The 16,769-nt window shown below is 69.6% G+C and carries 11 protein-coding genes and 1 riboswitch; of the genes, 6 read left to right on the top strand and 5 right to left on the bottom strand.

The genetic code is table 11. The features are described 5' to 3' along the window. On the top strand, positions 1–1,249 hold a 1,249-nt coding region (locus A9X04_RS09005; protein WP_197509103.1), incomplete at its 5' end, for an elongation factor G. Positions 1,250–1,253: 4 nt separating this feature from the next. Here A9X04_RS09005 and A9X04_RS09000 read toward each other — a convergent pair. Next, positions 1,254–2,846: a FadD7 family fatty acid--CoA ligase gene (locus tag A9X04_RS09000; RefSeq protein ID WP_067919508.1), complete on the bottom strand. Its 1,593-nt coding sequence runs from the start codon at positions 2,844–2,846 to the stop codon at positions 1,254–1,256. A gap of 255 nt (positions 2,847–3,101) precedes the next feature. Between A9X04_RS09000 and oxc the strand changes: the two genes are divergently transcribed. After that, complete coding sequence (oxc, locus tag A9X04_RS08995; protein ID WP_067919501.1) at positions 3,102–4,814, top strand: oxalyl-CoA decarboxylase; 1,713 nt, start codon at positions 3,102–3,104, stop codon at positions 4,812–4,814. On the opposite strand, the gene A9X04_RS08990 is transcribed toward oxc, so the two are convergent. Then, on the bottom strand, positions 4,798–5,730 hold the full coding sequence (locus A9X04_RS08990) for a LysR family transcriptional regulator (RefSeq protein WP_067919506.1): 933 nt from the start codon (positions 5,728–5,730) through the stop codon (positions 4,798–4,800). The genes oxc and A9X04_RS08990 overlap by 17 nt on opposite strands. A gap of 192 nt (positions 5,731–5,922) precedes the next feature. On the opposite strand from A9X04_RS08990, the gene A9X04_RS08985 reads away from it, so the two are divergent. The 3 genes from A9X04_RS08985 (at position 5,923) to A9X04_RS08975 (ending at position 11,350) form a co-directional block, all read left to right on the top strand. Beyond that, complete coding sequence (locus A9X04_RS08985; RefSeq protein ID WP_067919498.1) at positions 5,923–6,678, top strand: L,D-transpeptidase family protein; 756 nt, start codon at positions 5,923–5,925, stop codon at positions 6,676–6,678. 127 nt (positions 6,679–6,805) lie between these two features. Beyond that, complete coding sequence (car, locus tag A9X04_RS08980) at positions 6,806–10,387, top strand: carboxylic acid reductase (RefSeq protein WP_067919496.1); 3,582 nt, start codon at positions 6,806–6,808, stop codon at positions 10,385–10,387. A gap of 21 nt (positions 10,388–10,408) precedes the next feature. Further along, entirely contained in the window at positions 10,409–11,350 is a 942-nt protein-coding gene (locus A9X04_RS08975) for an NADP-dependent oxidoreductase (protein ID WP_067919494.1), read from the top strand. On the opposite strand, the gene A9X04_RS08970 is transcribed toward A9X04_RS08975, so the two are convergent. Continuing rightward, entirely contained in the window at positions 11,342–13,096 is a 1,755-nt protein-coding gene (locus tag A9X04_RS08970) for an NRAMP family divalent metal transporter (protein ID WP_067919493.1), read from the bottom strand. The genes A9X04_RS08975 and A9X04_RS08970 overlap by 9 nt on opposite strands. A 19-nt stretch (positions 13,097–13,115) precedes the next feature. Next, positions 13,116–13,325 carry a hypothetical protein gene (locus A9X04_RS29555; protein WP_082974889.1) on the bottom strand — a complete coding sequence of 70 codons (210 nt, stop codon included), beginning with the start codon at positions 13,323–13,325 and terminating at the stop codon, positions 13,116–13,118. Between the two features lie 266 nt (positions 13,326–13,591). Further along, positions 13,592–13,779: riboswitch (M-box (ykoK) riboswitch) on the bottom strand. A gap of 124 nt (positions 13,780–13,903) precedes the next feature. Here A9X04_RS29555 and A9X04_RS08965 point away from each other — a divergent pair. After that, complete coding sequence (locus A9X04_RS08965; protein WP_067919492.1) at positions 13,904–14,563, top strand: O-methyltransferase; 660 nt, start codon at positions 13,904–13,906, stop codon at positions 14,561–14,563. A 3-nt stretch (positions 14,564–14,566) separates the two neighbouring features. Here A9X04_RS08965 and A9X04_RS08960 read toward each other — a convergent pair whose 3' ends face one another. Beyond that, a complete protein-coding gene (locus tag A9X04_RS08960; protein ID WP_067919491.1) occupies positions 14,567–16,570 on the bottom strand; it encodes an acyltransferase family protein in 2,004 nt (667 codons plus the stop codon). Positions 16,571–16,769: the final 199 nt, after the last annotated feature.

The raw sequence follows: 16,769 nt of genomic DNA, 5'->3' as shown, positions 1-16,769 counted from the left end.
CCAGGGCGCCACGCACGCGACGCTGACCTGCGATCCCGGCGCGCCCCTGCTCGCGGAGGTGGTGAAGACGACGTCGGATCCCTACGTCGGACGGCTCAGCCTGGTCCGGGTGTTCTCCGGGACCATCAGGCCCGACACGACGGTTCATGTGTCGGGCCACTTTGCGTCGTTCTTCGGTTCGGTCAACGGGAACGGCAGCACGCACCCCGACCACGACGAAGACGAGCGCGTCGGCGCCCTGTCGTTTCCGCTGGGCAAGCAGCAGCGGCCCGCGGCGGCCGTGGTGGCCGGCGACATCTGCGCGATCGGCAAGCTGAGCCGCGCCGAGACCGGCGACACCCTCTCGGACAAGGCGGAGCCGCTGGTGCTCAAACCGTGGACGATGCCCGAACCCCTGCTGCCGGTCGCCATCCAGGCGCACGCCAAGACCGACGAGGACAAGCTGTCGGTCGGGCTGGGTCGGCTGGCCGCCGAGGACCCGACGCTGCGCATCGAGCAGAACCCCGAGACCCACCAGATCGTGTTGTGGTGCATGGGCGAGGCCCACGCCGGTGTCGTCCTCGACGCGCTGGCCAACCGGTACGGCGTCACCGTGGACACCGTGGAGCTGCGGGTCCCGTTGCGCGAGACGTTCGGCGGCAAAGCGAAAGGCCACGGCCGGCACGTCAAGCAATCGGGCGGGCACGGCCAGTACGCGGTGTGCGACATCGAAGTGGAACCGCTGCCGGAGGGCTCCGGGTTCGAGTTCCTCGACAAGGTGGTCGGCGGGGCGGTGCCGCGGCAGTTCATCCCGAGCGTGGAGAAGGGCGTGCGCGCGCAGATGGAGAAGGGCGTGCACGCCGGCTACCCGGTGGTCGACATCCGGGTCACGCTGCTCGACGGCAAGGCGCACAGCGTCGACTCCTCGGATTTCGCGTTCCAGATGGCGGGCTCCCTGGCGCTGCGCGAGGCGGCCGCGGCGACGAAGGTGAGCCTGCTCGAGCCGATCGACGAGATTTCGGTGCTGGTGCCCGACGACTTCGTCGGCGCGGTGATGGGCGACCTGTCGGGTCGCCGCGGCCGGGTGCTCGGTACCGAGACCGCGGGCGAGCGCACGCTGGTGCGGGCCGAGGTGCCCCAGGTGGAGTTGACGCGCTACGCGATCGACCTGCGCTCGCTGGCCCACGGCGCCGCGTCGTTCACCCGGGCCTTCGCCCGCTACGAACCCATGCCGGAGGCCGCGGCCACCCGGGTGAAGGCGACCGTCTGAACCGTCACGCCCCGCGCCCGAACCGCTGGGCGACCGCGCGGCGGTCCAGCGACCCTTTCGCGGTGTGCGGTAACTCCGCGGCCTGCTGGAAGCTGGCCGGCACCTCGAAGGGCGCGAGCCGGTCGCGGGCGAACGACGTCAGCTCGTCCGGGGTCGGCGCGGCCGATCCCCGGGGGACGATCACCGCGGCCACCGTCTCGCCGTACAGCGTGTCGGGCATGCCGAAGACGGCCACCTCCAGCACGCCGGGATGGCTGCCCAGCACGCCCTCGACGCGTTCCGGGGAGATCTTCTCCCCGCCCCGGTTGATGAGTTCCTTGATCCGGCCGCGGATGACCAGCTCGCCGGCCGCCGACAGCGTTCCCAGGTCACCCGTGCGCAGCCACCCGTCGGTGAAATTGGCGGCCGTGATCGCCGGGTCGCCGAGGTAGCCCCGGACCACAGTGGGGCCGTGCAGCCACACCTCGCCGACCTCCCCCGGCGGCACCGGCCGCCCGTCGGGCCCGACGATCCGGATCTCCGGCCCGGTCGACCGGCCAACCAGACCCGGTGTGGCGGCTGGGTTTTCGGTGTGGCCGATCTCGGTCGTCGCCACCTGGTGGGTGGCCTCGGTCATGCCGAAGGCGCACACCACCGGGGCCGAGAAGGTGTCCTGCAGCGCCTGCGCCGTTTCGGCGGTGAGCGGGGCGCTGCAACTGCGGATGAAGCGCAACGCGGAGCTGCCCTCTCGGCCGGTGCCGGCCCGCTCCAACAGGATCTGATGAATCGTCGGGACCGCCGTGTACCAGGTGGCGCGGACGGCGTCGATGTCGTCCCAGAAGGTGTGCGCCGAGAACCGACCGCGGGCCGGTAGCAGCACCGTTCCCCCGGACACCAGGGTCGCCAGCAGCGCGGCGAGCAGCCCGTGACCGTGGTAGAGCGGCATCACCGCCACGGTGGCGTCCCGGGGGCCGAGCCCGTATCCGGCGATGATGGCGTGCACCGAGCCGGCGATGTTGCCGCGGGTCCACGGGACCATCTTCGGCACCCCGGTGGTACCGCCGGTGAACATGATCATGGCATCGTCGTCGCGCAGGCCCTCGGGCGTCGAAAACTGTTGCGCGGGAGCGGCGGTGGTGTCCACGTCGACGGCCGGGGTGCCGCCCGCGCCGCCGGGCGTCACCGCGAGCGGCCACCACGGCAGGTGCCGTCCCTCGTCGTCGGCGGGTGCCGCGCCGTCGATGAGGACCACCCTGGCGCCCACGGCCTCGCTGCGAGCGCGCTGTTCCCCGACCGGCAGGGCCGGATCCAGCGGGACGGCGACCAGGCCGGCTTGGGAAGCCGCCAGCAGCCCGACGACGAACTCGGCATTGCTTCCGGAGCGCAGGGCGACGCGGTCGCCCGCGCGCAGCCCGCCCCGGGCCAGCTGCCCCGCCAGGTCGTCGGCCAGCCGGAGCAGATCGCGGTAGCTGACCGGCACCCGATCGGAGGTGACGACCAGCGCGGGCGCCTCCGGGGATCGGTACCCCGCCTCCTCGACCAGATCGGTGATGCCCGGCCCCGGCGTCTGGGCCGAGCCCGTGCCGCCGATGATCTCTTCCGGCCTCGTCGTCCTCATCGCCGCGCTCCCTTTCGCCCTCGTCTTGATAAGCATCTGCTCGAACCATGCCCGGCGGCCCGGCCGCCCGTCCAATAGTGGTTCGCTCACGACCGATAACCACTGACTATCGACGCCACCGAATACCACGCTGCCAGCGCCGATAGACGTCGTGAATCGCTGCATAGCGGCTCCGTCTTGGACACCCGGCGGGTGGCCGCGTCAGAGTAAGGGCCAAGCGTTTACTACAGCGGAACCACACGAGGAGTCGCCCCCATGACCGCGTCCACGCGTTTGATCGACGGCTTCCATCTGGTGGTGGAGGCGCTCAAGGCCAACGACGTCGACACCATGTACGGGATCGTCGGCATCCCGATCACCGACCTCGCCCGCGTTGCGCAGGCCTCGGGGATCCGTTACATCGGCTTCCGCCACGAGGCTTCGGCCGGCAATGCCGCGGCCGCCGCCGGGTTCCTGACCCGCCGGCCGGGCATCTGCCTGACGACATCCGGACCCGGGTTCCTCAACGGGCTGCCCGCGCTGGCCAACGCCACCGCGAACTGCTTCCCGATGATCCAGATCTCGGGGTCCAGCAATCGGGCCCTGGTCGATTTGCAGCGCGGCGACTACCAGGACATCGACCAGCTCAACGCCGCGCGGCCGTTCGCGAAGGCGGCCTATCGGATCGGCCGGATCGAGGACATCGGGCGCGGGGTCGCGCGTGCCGTCCGCACCGCGATCTCCGGCCGCCCCGGGGGCGTGTACCTCGACATCCCCGGCGACGTGTTGGGGCAGGCGATGGACGCCGCGGCGGCCGCGGACACGGTCTGGCGGATCGTCGACCCGGCGCCACGGCAGCTGCCGGCGCCCGATGCGGTCGAACGCGCGCTGCAGCTGCTGGCGCATGCGCGGCGACCGTTGATCGTGCTCGGCAAGGGCGCGGCATACGCTCAGGCGGACAATGTGATTCGCGAGTTCGTCGAGACCACCGGGATTCCGTTCCTGCCGATGTCGATGGCCAAGGGGCTGTTGCCGGATTCCCACCCGCAGTCCGCGGCGGCCGCGCGCTCCCTGGCGATCGCAAGGGCGGACGTGGTCCTTCTGGTCGGCGCGCGGCTGAATTGGCTTCTTGGCCACGGGGATTCGCCGCAGTGGTCCGCCGACGCCAAGTTCGTGCAGGTCGACATCGCGCCGTCGGAACTCGACAGCAATCAGCCGATCGCGGCGCCCCTGGTCGGCGACATCGGCTCGGTGATGTCGGCGCTGCGCGACGGCCTCACCGCCCGCCCGGTCACGGCGCCCGCGGAATGGGCCGCGGAGCTGGCCGAGCGCACCGCCCGCAACGACGCCAAGATGTCCGAGCGCCTGGCCGAGGACCCGCATCCCATGCGCTTCTACAACGCGCTCGCCGCGATTCGTGCCGTGCTGCGGGATAATCCGGACGTCTACGTGGTCAACGAGGGAGCGAACGCGTTGGACCTGGCCCGCAACGTCATCGGCATGGAGCTGCCGCGGCACCGGCTGGACACCGGGACCTGGGGCGTCATGGGCATCGGCATGGGTTATGCCATCGCGGCCGCCGTCGAGACCGACCGGCCCGTCGTCGCGGTCGAGGGTGACAGCGCATTCGGCTTCAGCGGCATGGAAGTCGAGACGATCTGCCGTTACCGGCTTCCGGTGACCGTGGTCATCCTCAACAACGGCGGCGTCTACCGCGGCGACGAATCCCCCAACGGCCACGATCCGGCCCCCACCGTGTTGAACGCACGGGCGCGTCATGAGCTGATCGCCCAAGCCTTCGGCGGCAAGGGATATCACGTCACCACCCCGGCGGAATTGCGGTCGGCGCTGTCCGAGGCGATCGGCTCCCGGATGCCGTCGGTCATCGACTGCGAGCTCGACCCCGCGGCGGGAGTGGAAAGCGGGCATCTGGCGAGCCTGAACCCGAAAAGTGGGGTTGAGGCCGGAAAGGTCAGTGCCGGAGGGTGATTCGCGATAGCTGCGCGTCGAAGAACTCGTTCAGCGACAGCTCCTCGGCGGAGGCGGCGAGCGCGCGGGCGATCGGTGATCCCGGTCCGGCGGAATTGGTGGCCAGGACGATGTCGGCCCTGAGCACCGGATCCACCAGCTCCACCGCGCGGACTTCCGGTCCCAGCGGCGACGTCCACAACCAGGTGTGCGGGACGATGCACGCCCAATTCCCCGCGGCGACCTGAGCCAACAGCGAGGCGACGGAGTCGGTTTCGACCTGCGAAGTCACTTCGATGGAGTGGTCGGCGAAGGCCTTGTCGATGATCTGGCGATCCCGCATGTCGGGACTGAGCAGCGCCAGCGGCAATTGCGCCGCCTCCGGCCAGGTCATGGTCGGCGCGGCGGATCCCAGCATGTCCGCGGGCGACAACAGCACGTAGTGCTCCTGGTATAGCGGCACCAGGTTCATGTCGTGCGCCTCGTCTGGCGCCGCGTGCACGATCGCGGCGTCCAGCTCGAATTCGCGGAGCCGCCGGTACAGTTCGCTGCCCGCCAGCCGGGAAAGGATGTGCACCTTCGCCAATGGGTGCGCCGAGCAGAACGCCGAGAGCACCAATGAAGCCGTCGTGGAGGCGGTCGGCACCGTGCCGAGGCGCAGCATGCCGGTGATGCCCGAGCGCACCGCGTGCACCTCGGCCTTGAATGCGTCGTGCTCGGCGAGAATCCGCCTGGCCCACACCACCAACCGCTCCCCTTCGGGCGTGAGGCCCTCGAAGCTGTGCCCGCGGTTGATCAGCGTGACGTTCAATTCACGCTCCAGCTTGGCGATCGCGGCGGACAGCGCGGGCTGCGACACGAAGCACTTTTCGGCGGCGCGGGCGAAGTGGCGCTCCTGCGCGACCGCAACGAAATACTCCAACTGTCGGAAGAGCACCCGCACCTCCTCGGCCCAGGGAGTTTCGCTGAGGCTAACGTCTCGCCGGCTCGCCAGCCAGTCCCGCGAGCCGATGATCGGATCGTGTTCGTGCTGCCCGGCGAATCGCCAAATGTTTGCTGAAAGTGGCCATGCGGGAATAGCCGGTAGAATACGGTTGTGTCAATCGCACCATCTCGAAGGGCGGGCGCTATGCGTCGAGGTGTTCGTTATCTGTTTGTTATGGTCGCGATCACGGCGATCGGCCTCATCGGATCGACCGGCCGTAGCCACGCCTCCATCCCCGCACCGCAACCCGCCCCCTCGGTTGCCTCGGTTTTGCCGGCTAACGGTGCGGTAGTGGGCGTCGCGCATCCGGTCGTGGTGACGTTCACGGCGCCGGTCGGCGATCGCGCCGCCGTCGAGCGGTCCATCCACGTCGCCTCGCCGAGCAACACGCCCGGACACTTCCAGTGGGTCGAGGACAACGTCGTGCAGTGGGTACCCGACCGGTACTGGCCCGCGCACACCCACGTGTCGGTCGGTGTTCAGGCCCTGACGACGGGCTTCGACACCGGAGACGCGCTCCTCGGTGTTGCCAGCATCTCCGCGCACACGTTCACCGTCAGCCGTAACGGCGAAGTGCTACGCACCATGCCCGCCTCGATGGGCAAGCCCAGCCGGCCCACGCCGATCGGCAATTTCACCGCCCTGGAGAAGCAGCGCACGGTCGTCATGGACTCGCGGACCATCGGGATCCCGCTCAGCTCACCCGAGGGATACAAGATCACCGCCCAATACGCCGTGCGCGTCACCTGGAGCGGCGTCTACGTGCACTCGGCGCCCTGGTCGGTCGACTCCCAGGGCTACGCCAACGTGAGTCACGGTTGCATCAACCTGAGTCCCGACAACGCCGCCTGGTACTTCAACCAGGTGAACGTCGGCGATCCCATCCAAGTCGTCGCCTGACGCCGGATCCGCGCCGCGCTTACGGCGCATTCGACCTTCGTGTGACGACGGTCACAATGGTTGAACGGAAGACTGGCCCGCGGCGGTGAGTTCTCGGTAGACGAGGATCCGAACCGGGAGGCTGGCGATGACGGGTGATGCGAAGCAAGAGTCAGCGGTTGCGGGTTCGAGCGGTCCGGTGCGGCAACGGGTGGCCGACCGCATCCGCCGGCTCGACGCCGTCGACGAACAGTTCCGCACCACCAAGCCGCACGCCGCGGTCCAACAGGCGGCGCGCGAGCCGGGCCTTCGCCTGCCGCAGATCCTGCAGACCCTCATCGAGGGCTATGCCGACCGGCCGGCACTGGGCTGGCGGGCGCGCTCGCTGGTCACCGATCCCGCGACCGGCCGCACCACGGCGCAGCTGCTGTCCCGGTTCGACACCCTCAGTTATCGCGAGCTGTGGGCCAACGTCGGGGCGATTGCCAGCGCCTGGCGCGGCGACGCCGCCGATCCGGTGGCGCCCGGAGATTTCGTCGCCACAGTCGGTTTCGCCAGCGCCGAGTACCTGACCCTCGACCTGGTCTGCGGATATCTCGGGCTGGTGGCGGTGCCGCTGCAGCACAACGCGGCGGCGGCGCGGCTGCAGCCGATCGTCGCCGAGGTCGAGCCGCGGATACTCGCGGCGGGCGCGGGCTACCTCGACCTCGCCGTCGAGGCGGCGCTGGGCAGCGCGTCGTTGCGACGCTTGGTGGTTTTCGATTACTCCCCCCAAATCGACGATCAGCGCGAGGCTTTGGAGCGCGCGCGGGCGAAGCTGTCGGCCGCGGGGATGACGGTGACGATCGAGACGTTCGACGAACTGATCGGGCGCGGCCGCGCCCTGCCGCCCGAGCCGGCGTACACCGGCGGTACCGACGAACGCCTCGCCATGATCATGTACACGTCGGGCAGCACCGGACTGCCCAAGGGCGCCATGTACACCGAGCGCATGCTGTGCAAGCTGTGGACCAACGAGCTGATGCCCGAATTCGCGGACACGCCCGTGTTGAACGTCAACTTCATGCCGCTCAACCACCTCGGCGGCCGGATACCGCTGTCGACCGCGTTCCAAGCGGGCGGCACCAGTTACTTCGTTCCCGAGAGCGACCTGTCGACGCTGTTCGAAGACTGGAACCTGGTGCGCCCCACCGAGATGGGGCTGGTGCCACGGGTCGCGGAGATGCTGTATCAGCGTTACCAGAGCGCCGTCGACCGGCGCGTCTCCCGGGGATCCGACCCGGAATCCGCCGGCGCGGAGGCGCGGACGGAGCTGCGCGAGCAGGTGCTGGGTGGACGCATCGTCACCGCCTTCTGCGGCACGGCGCCTCTGGCCGCCGAGATGCGGAGCTTCGTGGAGACCTGCCTGGGCGTGCACGTGCTCGACGGCTACGGCTTGACCGAGGTCGGGATGGTGACCAAGGACGGCAGGATCGCCCGGCCCCCGGTACTGGGCTACAAGCTCGTCGACGTCCCGGAGCTGGGCTACTTCCTTACGGACAAACCCTTTCCGCGGGGTGAGCTGCTGGTCAAGTCGCTGACCGCCACGCCCGGGTACTTCAAGCGCCCGGACGTCACCGCCGATGCCTTTGACGCGCAGGGCTATTACCGGACCGGGGACGTGATGGCGGAACTGGAGCCGGATCGGCTGGCCTATGTCGACCGGCGCAACAACGTATTGAAGCTCGCCCAGGGCGAATTCGTGGCCGTCGCGCGCCTGGAGGCCGTGTTCAGCAGCGCGGCCCTGATCCGTCAGATCTTCGTCTATGGCAACAGCGAACGCCCCTACCTGTTGGCCGTCATCGTGCCGACCTCGGACGCGCTGGAACGATTCGCCGACGATGCCGACGGGCTGAGGGCTGCGCTGGGCGAATCGCTGCGCCAGTCAGGCAAACTCGCCGAGCTCCAGTCCTATGAGGTGCCGGTCGAGTTCCTCGTCGAGCCCGAACCATTCAGCGAGGACAACGGGCTGCTGTCGGGAGTGGGCAAGCTGCTGCGGCCGAAGCTCAAGGAACACTATGGCGATCGGCTCGAGCAGCTGTACGCGGATCTGGCGGACAACCGGGCGACCGAGCTTCGGGCGCTGCGCGAGGGCGCGGCCGACCGCCCGGTGATCGACACGCTGGTGAGCGCCGCCGAGGCGCTGTTGGGGTTGGCGGGCGGCCCGCCGGACCCGGGTGCGTTGTTCATCGAACTGGGCGGAGATTCCCTGTCGGCCTTGACCTTCTCCAACCTGCTGCAGGACATCTTCGACGTCGAGGTCCCGGTGGGAATGATCACCGGCCCGGCGACCAGCCTGGGTCAGCTCGCGGAATACGTTGCCGCCGAGCGCACGTCAGGGTCGCGTCGGCCGACTTTCGCCACGGTCCACGGGCGGGACGCCACCGAGGTCCGCGCGGCCGACCTCACCCTGGACGAATTCATCGACGCCGAAACCCTTGGCGCCGCGGCGGACCTGCCCCGCGCCATCGGCACGCCGCACACGGTCCTGTTGACCGGTGCCAACGGCTACCTCGGTCGCTTCCTGTGCCTGGAGTGGCTGGAGCGCCTCGCGGAGACGGGCGGAAAGCTCGTCTGCATCGTCCGCGGCGTGAATGCCGCGGCGGCCGCGACGCGGCTGGAGGACGTCTACCGCAGCGGTGATCCGCGCCTGCTCGAGCGGTTCCGCGAGCTGGCGGCCGACCATCTCGAGGTGCTCGCCGGCGACATCGGTGAGCCCGGCCTGGGGCTGGACCGCGCGACATGGGATTCCCTCGCCCGCGGCGTGGACCTGATCGTGCACCCGGCGGCGCTGGTCAATCACGTCCTGCCCTACGACCAATTGTTCGGCCCCAATGTCGTTGGCACCGCGGAGGTTATCCGCCTGGCGATCACCGAACGCGTCAAGCCGGTGAGCTATCTGTCGACCGTGGCGGTGGCCATGTCGGTGGCCGAGTTCACCGAGGACGGCGACATCCGCGCTACCAGCCCCGTGCGGCCGATCGACGACAGCTACGCCAACGGGTACGCCAACAGCAAGTGGGCGGGCGAGGTGCTGCTGCGGGAGGCGCACGATCTGTGCGGGCTGCCCGTCGCCGTCTTCCGGTCCGACATGATCCTCGCCCATAGCCGCTACGCAGGCCAGCTCAACGTCCCGGATGCGTTCACCCGCTTGATCTTCAGCTTGCTGGTCACCGGCATCGCGCCGGGGTCCTTCTACCAGGCCACCGACACCGGCGGCCGGGCGGTCGCCCACTACGACGGGCTGCCCGCCGACTTCGTGGCCGAAGCGGTGACCGCGCTCGGCGAGCAGATCGCCACCGTTGCCGAGGATGCGGCGGCTACTGAGACGTTTCGCTCCTACGACGTGATGAACCCGCACGACGACGGCGTCTCCCTGGACGTGTTCGTGGATTGGCTGATCGCCGGCGGCCACGACATCCGGCGCATCGACGATTACGACGAGTGGCTCGGCCGGTTCGGCACCGCGCTACGGGCCCTGCCCGACCGGCAGCGCCAGCATTCGGCGCTGCCATTACTGGACGCCTATCGGAAGCCGGAGACACCGCTGCGCGGCGCCCCGGCCCCTACCGACGTCTTCCGCGGCGCGGTCCGCGCGGCCAAACTCGGTGCGGACAACGACATCCCGCACCTGACGGCGGACTTGATCGAGAAGTACGTTCTCGACCTGCGGCTGCTCGGTCTGCTGTAGCCGCGACGAGAGGAGATCGATATGGCAGCTGCGGCGCGCGCCGTACGGTTCGACCGGTACGGGGGCCGCGAGGTGTTGTACGTGGCCGACGTCGAGGTGCCTGTCCCGGGACCCGGCGAGGTGGTCGTCGAGGTCCGCGCCGCCGGGATCAACCCCGGCGAGGCCGCTATCCGCACCGGCGCCGTGCACGACATGTTCCCCGCCACTTTTCCGTCCGGTGAGGGCAGCGACCTGGCCGGCGTCGTGACCGCGGTGGGCCCCGGGGTGACCGAATTCTCGGTGGGGGACGAGGTTTTGGGGTTCAGCTTCCGCCGGTCCAGCCACGCCACCCATGCCTCGGTCCCGGTCGGCCAGCTGATCCACAAGCCGCCCCAGCTCAGCTGGGAGGTGGCCGGCTCCCTCTACGTCGCCGGTGTGACCGCGTACGCGGCCGTCCGGGCGGTGGCACCTCGGCCGGGGGAGACGGTCGCCGTGTCGGCGGCGGCGGGCGGCGTGGGCAGCCTCGTCGTGCAACTTCTGGTGCTGCGGAAGGCGCGGGTGCTGGGCATCGCCGGACCGGCCAACGCCGACTGGCTGCGCGCCCACGGCGTCATCCCGATTCCCTATGGCGGCGGGCTGGCGAACCGGCTGCGCGAGGCGGCACCGGAGGGGATCGACGCGTTCATTGACCTCTTCGGACCCGACTACGTGCAGCTCGCCGTCGACCTGGGTGTCGCACCCGACCGGATCGACACGATCATCTCGTTCAAGAAGGCCGGCGAGGTCGGCGCCAAGACCGAAGCCAGCGCTGAGGCGTCGACGCCCGAGGTGCTGGCCGAAATGGCCCGGCTCGTGGTCGACGGCGCCATCGATTTCGAAATCGCGGCGACCTATCCGCTGGATCGGGTCGCCGATGCCTACGAGCAACTGGAGAAGCGGCATACCCGCGGCAAAATCGTTCTGCTGCCCAACGATTCAGAGTGATGCGGCCGGGCCCACGATGCCGGCCTGCACGATCTTGACGACCACCAGCGCGACCGCCAGCACCAGGTAAGCCCGCAGGGTGAAAAGCCCCGCCCGGCGAATCGGCGACATGGCCGGGCGGGCCAGGCCGGCAAGGCTCGGGGTCTGCCACTCCATCCGGTCCTGGCGGCGGATGGCGCGGCGTTCGGCGCGCGTGAGTGTCGGGGTGTCGTCGAGTTGGTCGACCTGTTCGGGGTCCAGGCCACCCCCGAGCGTCCGCACGACGGCTTCCGCGTCACGCAGCCCGGAATACCGGCGACCGGCGATGATCACGGCGGCACCGCCGACGACACCGATGGCCGCGCCGATGGCGAGGCCGGCCTCGATCGTCGACGTCGCCAGGCCCGGGAAGAACGTCGTCGCCGTCAACGCCAGCGACAGCAGCACCAACGCCCACACGATGGTCCACGCAACGATGTTCTGCCGCACGCTGTTTGCCCACGGACCCAGCAACGCCCGGTCGTTGCACAGCAGCACGAGGAAGACCGTTGCCGAAGGCAGCAGGACACCGGCGAGCGCCTGCACACCCTGAGTCACCAAACCGAGGACATGGTCGGGGCTGAACGCGACCGCGGCCGACACCGCGAGCAGCAGTGCGTAGCCGCCGTAGAACAGCGGGGCCTCGCTGATCTTCCAGTGCAGGGAGTGCCGCCTGCCCATCGCGTCGCCGATGGCATAAGTGGTGGCCAGCCCGATGGCGTTCGCCCCGATCAGCGAGGCGTCGAGCAGGATGATCGCGAGCAGCGTCCCGACCGTACCGCCGAGGTGTTGGGACAGCTCGGCCGCCACCGCGCCGGCATCGGTGAAGTGGCCCGCTCCGGCCGTGCCGGCCAGACCGAACGCCGCGACGGCCATCAGCGCCGTCGCACCGACCATGACCACCACGATCCCGATCACCAAATCCGCTCGGGCGTAGGGCATCCAGCGGGCGGTGATGCGCTTGTCCACCACGTTGGACTGCTGGAAGAACAGTTGCCAGGGCGCCACCGTGGTGCCCACGATCGCGATGACCAACAGCAGCACGGTGGAGTTGACCCCGCCCGTGAACCGCGGAATCAGGCCGCCGGCAATCCCTTTCGCCGTCGGATGCACCAACAGCACCATCGGGATGACCAGCACGTTGACCGCGATCAGCAGGAACATCAGCCCCTCCCACCGGCGGAACGACCCCCCGGCCACCACCGCGAACAGCAGCACGGCGGCGGCCGGGATCGCGATCAGCTTGGGGCAGCCCAGGAACCCGAGCGCCAATGCGACGCCGATGAATTCGGTGACGATGGTCAACGCATTCAGGATCAGCAGGTCACCGACACTGAATGCGCCCCAGAACCTGCCGAACCGCTCGAAGATCAGGCGCGCGTGCCCGACTCGGGTGACCGCGCCGAGCCTGAGCACCATCTCCTGGTTCACGTAGAGCACCGGAATCAACAGCGCCAGTGTCCACAGCAGCGCCATCCCGTAGTTCTGCCCGGCCTGTGCGTAGGTCGCGACGCCGCCGGCGTCGTTGTCCCCCACCATCACGATCAGCCCGGGACCGCTGATGACCAGCAAAGTGCGCAGGCGGCGCCAGCGACCGCCGGACACGCCGGCGCCGTCACGCCGGATACGGCCGAACGCCCCGACGATGTCGCCGGGGTGGGCGGCGCCGGGATGCGTTGGCGTGGCGGCGGTGACGGCGCCGGCGGCCTCGGATGAGACTGCGGTCATGGTGTCCTCGTGATGGCCGTCACCGGTGGGCGCCGGTCGAAGGGTGTCCGCCCAGCGACGCGGTGACTACCGCGATCGGCATCCGCGACACGTACAGATTGGCCCGCTCCTGAGGCGTCAGGACGGTCCGCCCGTGCACCCTGGTGGCCCACAGCCGCGCCGACCGCAGCCACGAACGTCCCCGCCCCCCGGTCCGAGCGGTGAGACGTTGTGTGACAACAAAAGCCATGATCTTCTCCTTGCGGGAGGTCCGATCGGCTCAGCTGGAGGCACCCGGCCGGAACGGCGCGCCGCTCGACGCGCACGAATGACCGAGTGTCCGTGAAAGCTCAGGCGGCAGAAGGAATGCCGGAACCGGATCGGGACAAGACGGATTTCGGATAGGGACTATCGCCCGGACTCATCTCGCCCTCACCTCCTCACGGCCGCGACACACGCGGGTGTCATCACTGTCACCTGAACGGGAGAAGAGCGAAAACCGGCGACGTGCCGCCGGTCGCACCCCTCTCGTCGGAGCTTCGGCACTGCACGGCGTATCCGGAATTCAACCGACGGTCGCGATCCGGAAGCCACTTGGGCTCAACCCTTGGGTCCGGGAAGAGCTGTCCTGACCCGGGGCGTCTCTCGACGTTCGGGGTCAGTGGCCTGTGTCCATGCAGACGCCTCACCTACCGAGGTGCTTGCGAAACCCTTTGTACACCGCGGCCCGGGGCCCGTCAAACTCGTTTGCGTAACCGTTACGGCAGCTCACCGCGATCATCAGCTGCGCGGGACCGCCGCGCGCCGCCCGGGCCTACCCTCGACAGCATGGCCAATACTCTGCAAGATCCGAAGGTCGCGTCCGTCCTCGACCGCATGTACACCGAAGCGAAGAGCCAGATGTCGCTGTTGCGCCAGCGGCATGGCGATTTCGACCGGCCGATGACGGCGCAGGAACGCGCCGACGCCATGAGCGAGTTCTACATCCCGGTCACACCCGAAGCGGGCCGGTTGCTGTACGCACTGGTCCGGGCGACCCGCCCGGCGACGGTCGTCGAGTTCGGGATGTCGTTCGGCATCTCCGCCGTGCACCTGGCGTCGGCGGTGCGCGACAACGGCTCCGGCCGGGTGGTGACGACCGAGCTCAACGAGGCCAAGATCGCCGCCGCGAAGAAGACATTCGCGCAGACCGGCCTGGACGACGTGATCACCGTCCTCGAAGGGGATGCGCTGGCCACGCTGGCGGGGCTCGACGGGCCCGTCGACTTCGTCTTGCTGGACGGCTGGAAGGACCTGTATCTGCCGGTGATCGAGCTGCTCGAACCGCGGCTGTCGATCGGGGCGTTGGTGGTCGCCGACAACACCAGCGCCGCCGACACGCAGCCCTATCTCGACAGGGTGCGCGATCCCGGGAACGGCTACGTCAGCTTCAATTTCGGAGTCCGGGAGGGCGACAGCATGGAGATCAGCTGCCGCACCGACGATTAGGGCCTAGCGCAGGGATTCCTCCAGCCACGGCGTCAACCACTTCACCCCTTCGGGGGTGAGGTGGACGCCGTCGCTGCGCACCTTGATGCCGTCGACCTTGGCGGTGTAAACGCCGTCCGGACAGAGCTTTTTGTTCAGGTCGAGGATTTGCACGCCCGGGTGGTGGGCGACGGTCTTGCGCAGCATGGTGTTCCACAAATTGACCCGGTCCGGCTGGTCTTCGGGATACAGTCGGCCGTCCGGCTTCTCGCCGCCCCGGCTGTACGGCACGGTGGCCACCACTACGCGAACGCCGTTGGCGCTCACGATGTTCAGCGCCCGCTCCAACTCGCCGTTGAGGTAGGCGTCGAAGGTGGGATCACCGATGTGGGTCCATTGCCCCTCGTTCACGCGGTCGACGGTTTCCCAGCGGCCGATGATCAGCAGCGCAACGTCCGGCTGGTCCTGGCCGACCTGCGCCGACCATCGAATCGGCCAGCCGTCGCACGCCGGCCGCTGCTCGAGGGTCTGGCCGATGTACCGGTACGGCGTGCCGCGCACCAGACTGCAGCCGATCACGGTGTGGTCGAGGAAGGCGAATCCCGGCGTCGGCGGCAGGTAGTGCATCCACGTCCACCCGATCGAATCGCCGAACACCGAAACCGTGAAGGGCCGGTTGGGATCGCGGGGCCCGGCCGGGCGGCCGCCGCCCGGAGGCGACGGGGACACCGCGGCGACCGCCGAGACGCCCGGCGGCAGGCCGACCTCACGAAGGCCGGGCCCGGTGCCCACCGGAACCACCATCAGGGTCACCGCCGCCGCGCTGGCCACCGTGGCGGCCGCCAGCGGCAGCAGCGGCACCCGCGCCGGGCGCCAGCGCCGGATGGGTTGCTCGATCAGCCACCACGACGCCGCGGCCAGCGCCACCGTCGCGCCGCACCGGGCGGCGAACAGGGGCAGCCCGGTCCACCCGGTGCGCTCGCCGTTGAGCACCAGGAAGATTGGCCAGTGCCACAGGTAGACGCCGTAGGAGATGGTGCCCAGCCACACCAGGGGCGGAACCGCCAGGATGCGGGCGGCCACGCCGCGCTGCTCCAGAGCGACCGGCGCCACCACGACGACCGACGCGATCGCGACCCCGATCAGCAGACCGTGGCGGAACTCGCCGCTGCTGCCGGTGGCGTAGTGGGTCGCGGCCCCGAGCCCCGCCAGGCCGGCCAACGGCAAAACGCGCGCGACGCGGCGCGCCCACCGGGTCCGGATCAGGCACCAGCCCCGGTTCAGCGAGGGCCAGTCGCGAACCAGCAGGGCCGCCGCCGCGGCACCGGTCAGCAGGGCCTGCGCGCGGGTATCGGTGCCGAAATACACGCGGTCGCGGGTGGTGTCGGTCACCATCGCCATGGCGAGCGCGCCGATCGCCAGCGCGCCGACGGTGGCGATCACGAACGTCGCGAACCGGACGCCGCCGACGGTCGCGCGGGTGAGGCGGCGCCTGGCCCGCGCGGCCAACAGCAGCGTCACCGAGATCAGCAGTACCGGCCAGACGAAGTAGTACTGCTCCTCCACCCCGAGCGACCAGGTGTGCTGCAGCGGCGACGGCGGGGCGCCCTGCGTGAAGTAGTCGGTCTTCTGGGCGACGAACCGCCAGTTGGCCATCCACACGAACGCCGCGATCGCGTCGTCGCGCAGGCCGGTGAGGGATCGCTCGGGCAGGAGTTGGCGGGCCGCGCCCACCGTGAGCACCATCAGCACCAGGGCGGGCAGCAGCCGCCGCGCGCGGCGGATCCAGAAGCCGGTCAGCTCGATACGCCCGGTGCGGCCCAATTCGTCCAGGAGCAGCGAGGTGATCAGGAAACCGCTGAGCACGAAAAACACGTCGACACCGATGAATCCGCCGCCGACCCCGGGGATGCCGCCGTGGCCGAGCAGCACCAGCGCAACCGCGATCGCGCGTAACCCGTCGAGCGCCGGAATTCCGCTGCGCCGCTCCGGTTTATCCCAGATCGCCAGGCGACCCGCCCGCCGCACGGGCGCGACCCACCGGGGCCGCCGAGCCCGGCGAGCCGGCGCGGGATGGGTCCCGCCCGGCTCGGTGCTTGCTGTCAGCGCGCCGTAACTACCATCTCGCCCGGCGCCATGGTTGATGCCGATACGTCGCTGCCCCTCCTGTTGAGTTCAGCAAGCCAGCCTAGAGGCGAGGCGGCCGGATCGACCGGAGAGACACGCC

This window comes from Mycobacterium sp. E3247, assembly GCF_001667785.1.
In the GTDB taxonomy this organism is placed as follows: Bacteria; Actinomycetota; Actinomycetes; order Mycobacteriales; family Mycobacteriaceae; genus Mycobacterium.
The sequence above is the reverse complement of the archived record's forward strand: the minus strand, read 5'-3'. Positions and strand labels throughout refer to the sequence as shown.

Bases quoted from the DNA above. Each gene is read 5' to 3' on its own strand.
- A9X04_RS09000 (WP_067919508.1), bottom strand. From the start codon at position 2,846: ATGAGGACGACGAGGCCGGAAGAGATCATCGGCGGCACGGGCTCGGCC.
- car (WP_067919496.1), top strand. From the start codon at position 6,806: ATGACGGGTGATGCGAAGCAAGAGTCAGCGGTTGCGGGTTCGAGCGGT.
- A9X04_RS08975 (WP_067919494.1), top strand. From the start codon at position 10,409: ATGGCAGCTGCGGCGCGCGCCGTACGGTTCGACCGGTACGGGGGCCGC.
- A9X04_RS29555 (WP_082974889.1), bottom strand. From the start codon at position 13,325: ATGGCTTTTGTTGTCACACAACGTCTCACCGCTCGGACCGGGGGGCGG.
- A9X04_RS08965 (WP_067919492.1), top strand. From the start codon at position 13,904: ATGGCCAATACTCTGCAAGATCCGAAGGTCGCGTCCGTCCTCGACCGC.
- oxc (WP_067919501.1), top strand. From the start codon at position 3,102: ATGACCGCGTCCACGCGTTTGATCGACGGCTTCCATCTGGTGGTGGAG.
- A9X04_RS08970 (WP_067919493.1), bottom strand. From the start codon at position 13,096: ATGACCGCAGTCTCATCCGAGGCCGCCGGCGCCGTCACCGCCGCCACG.
- A9X04_RS08985 (WP_067919498.1), top strand. From the start codon at position 5,923: ATGCGTCGAGGTGTTCGTTATCTGTTTGTTATGGTCGCGATCACGGCG.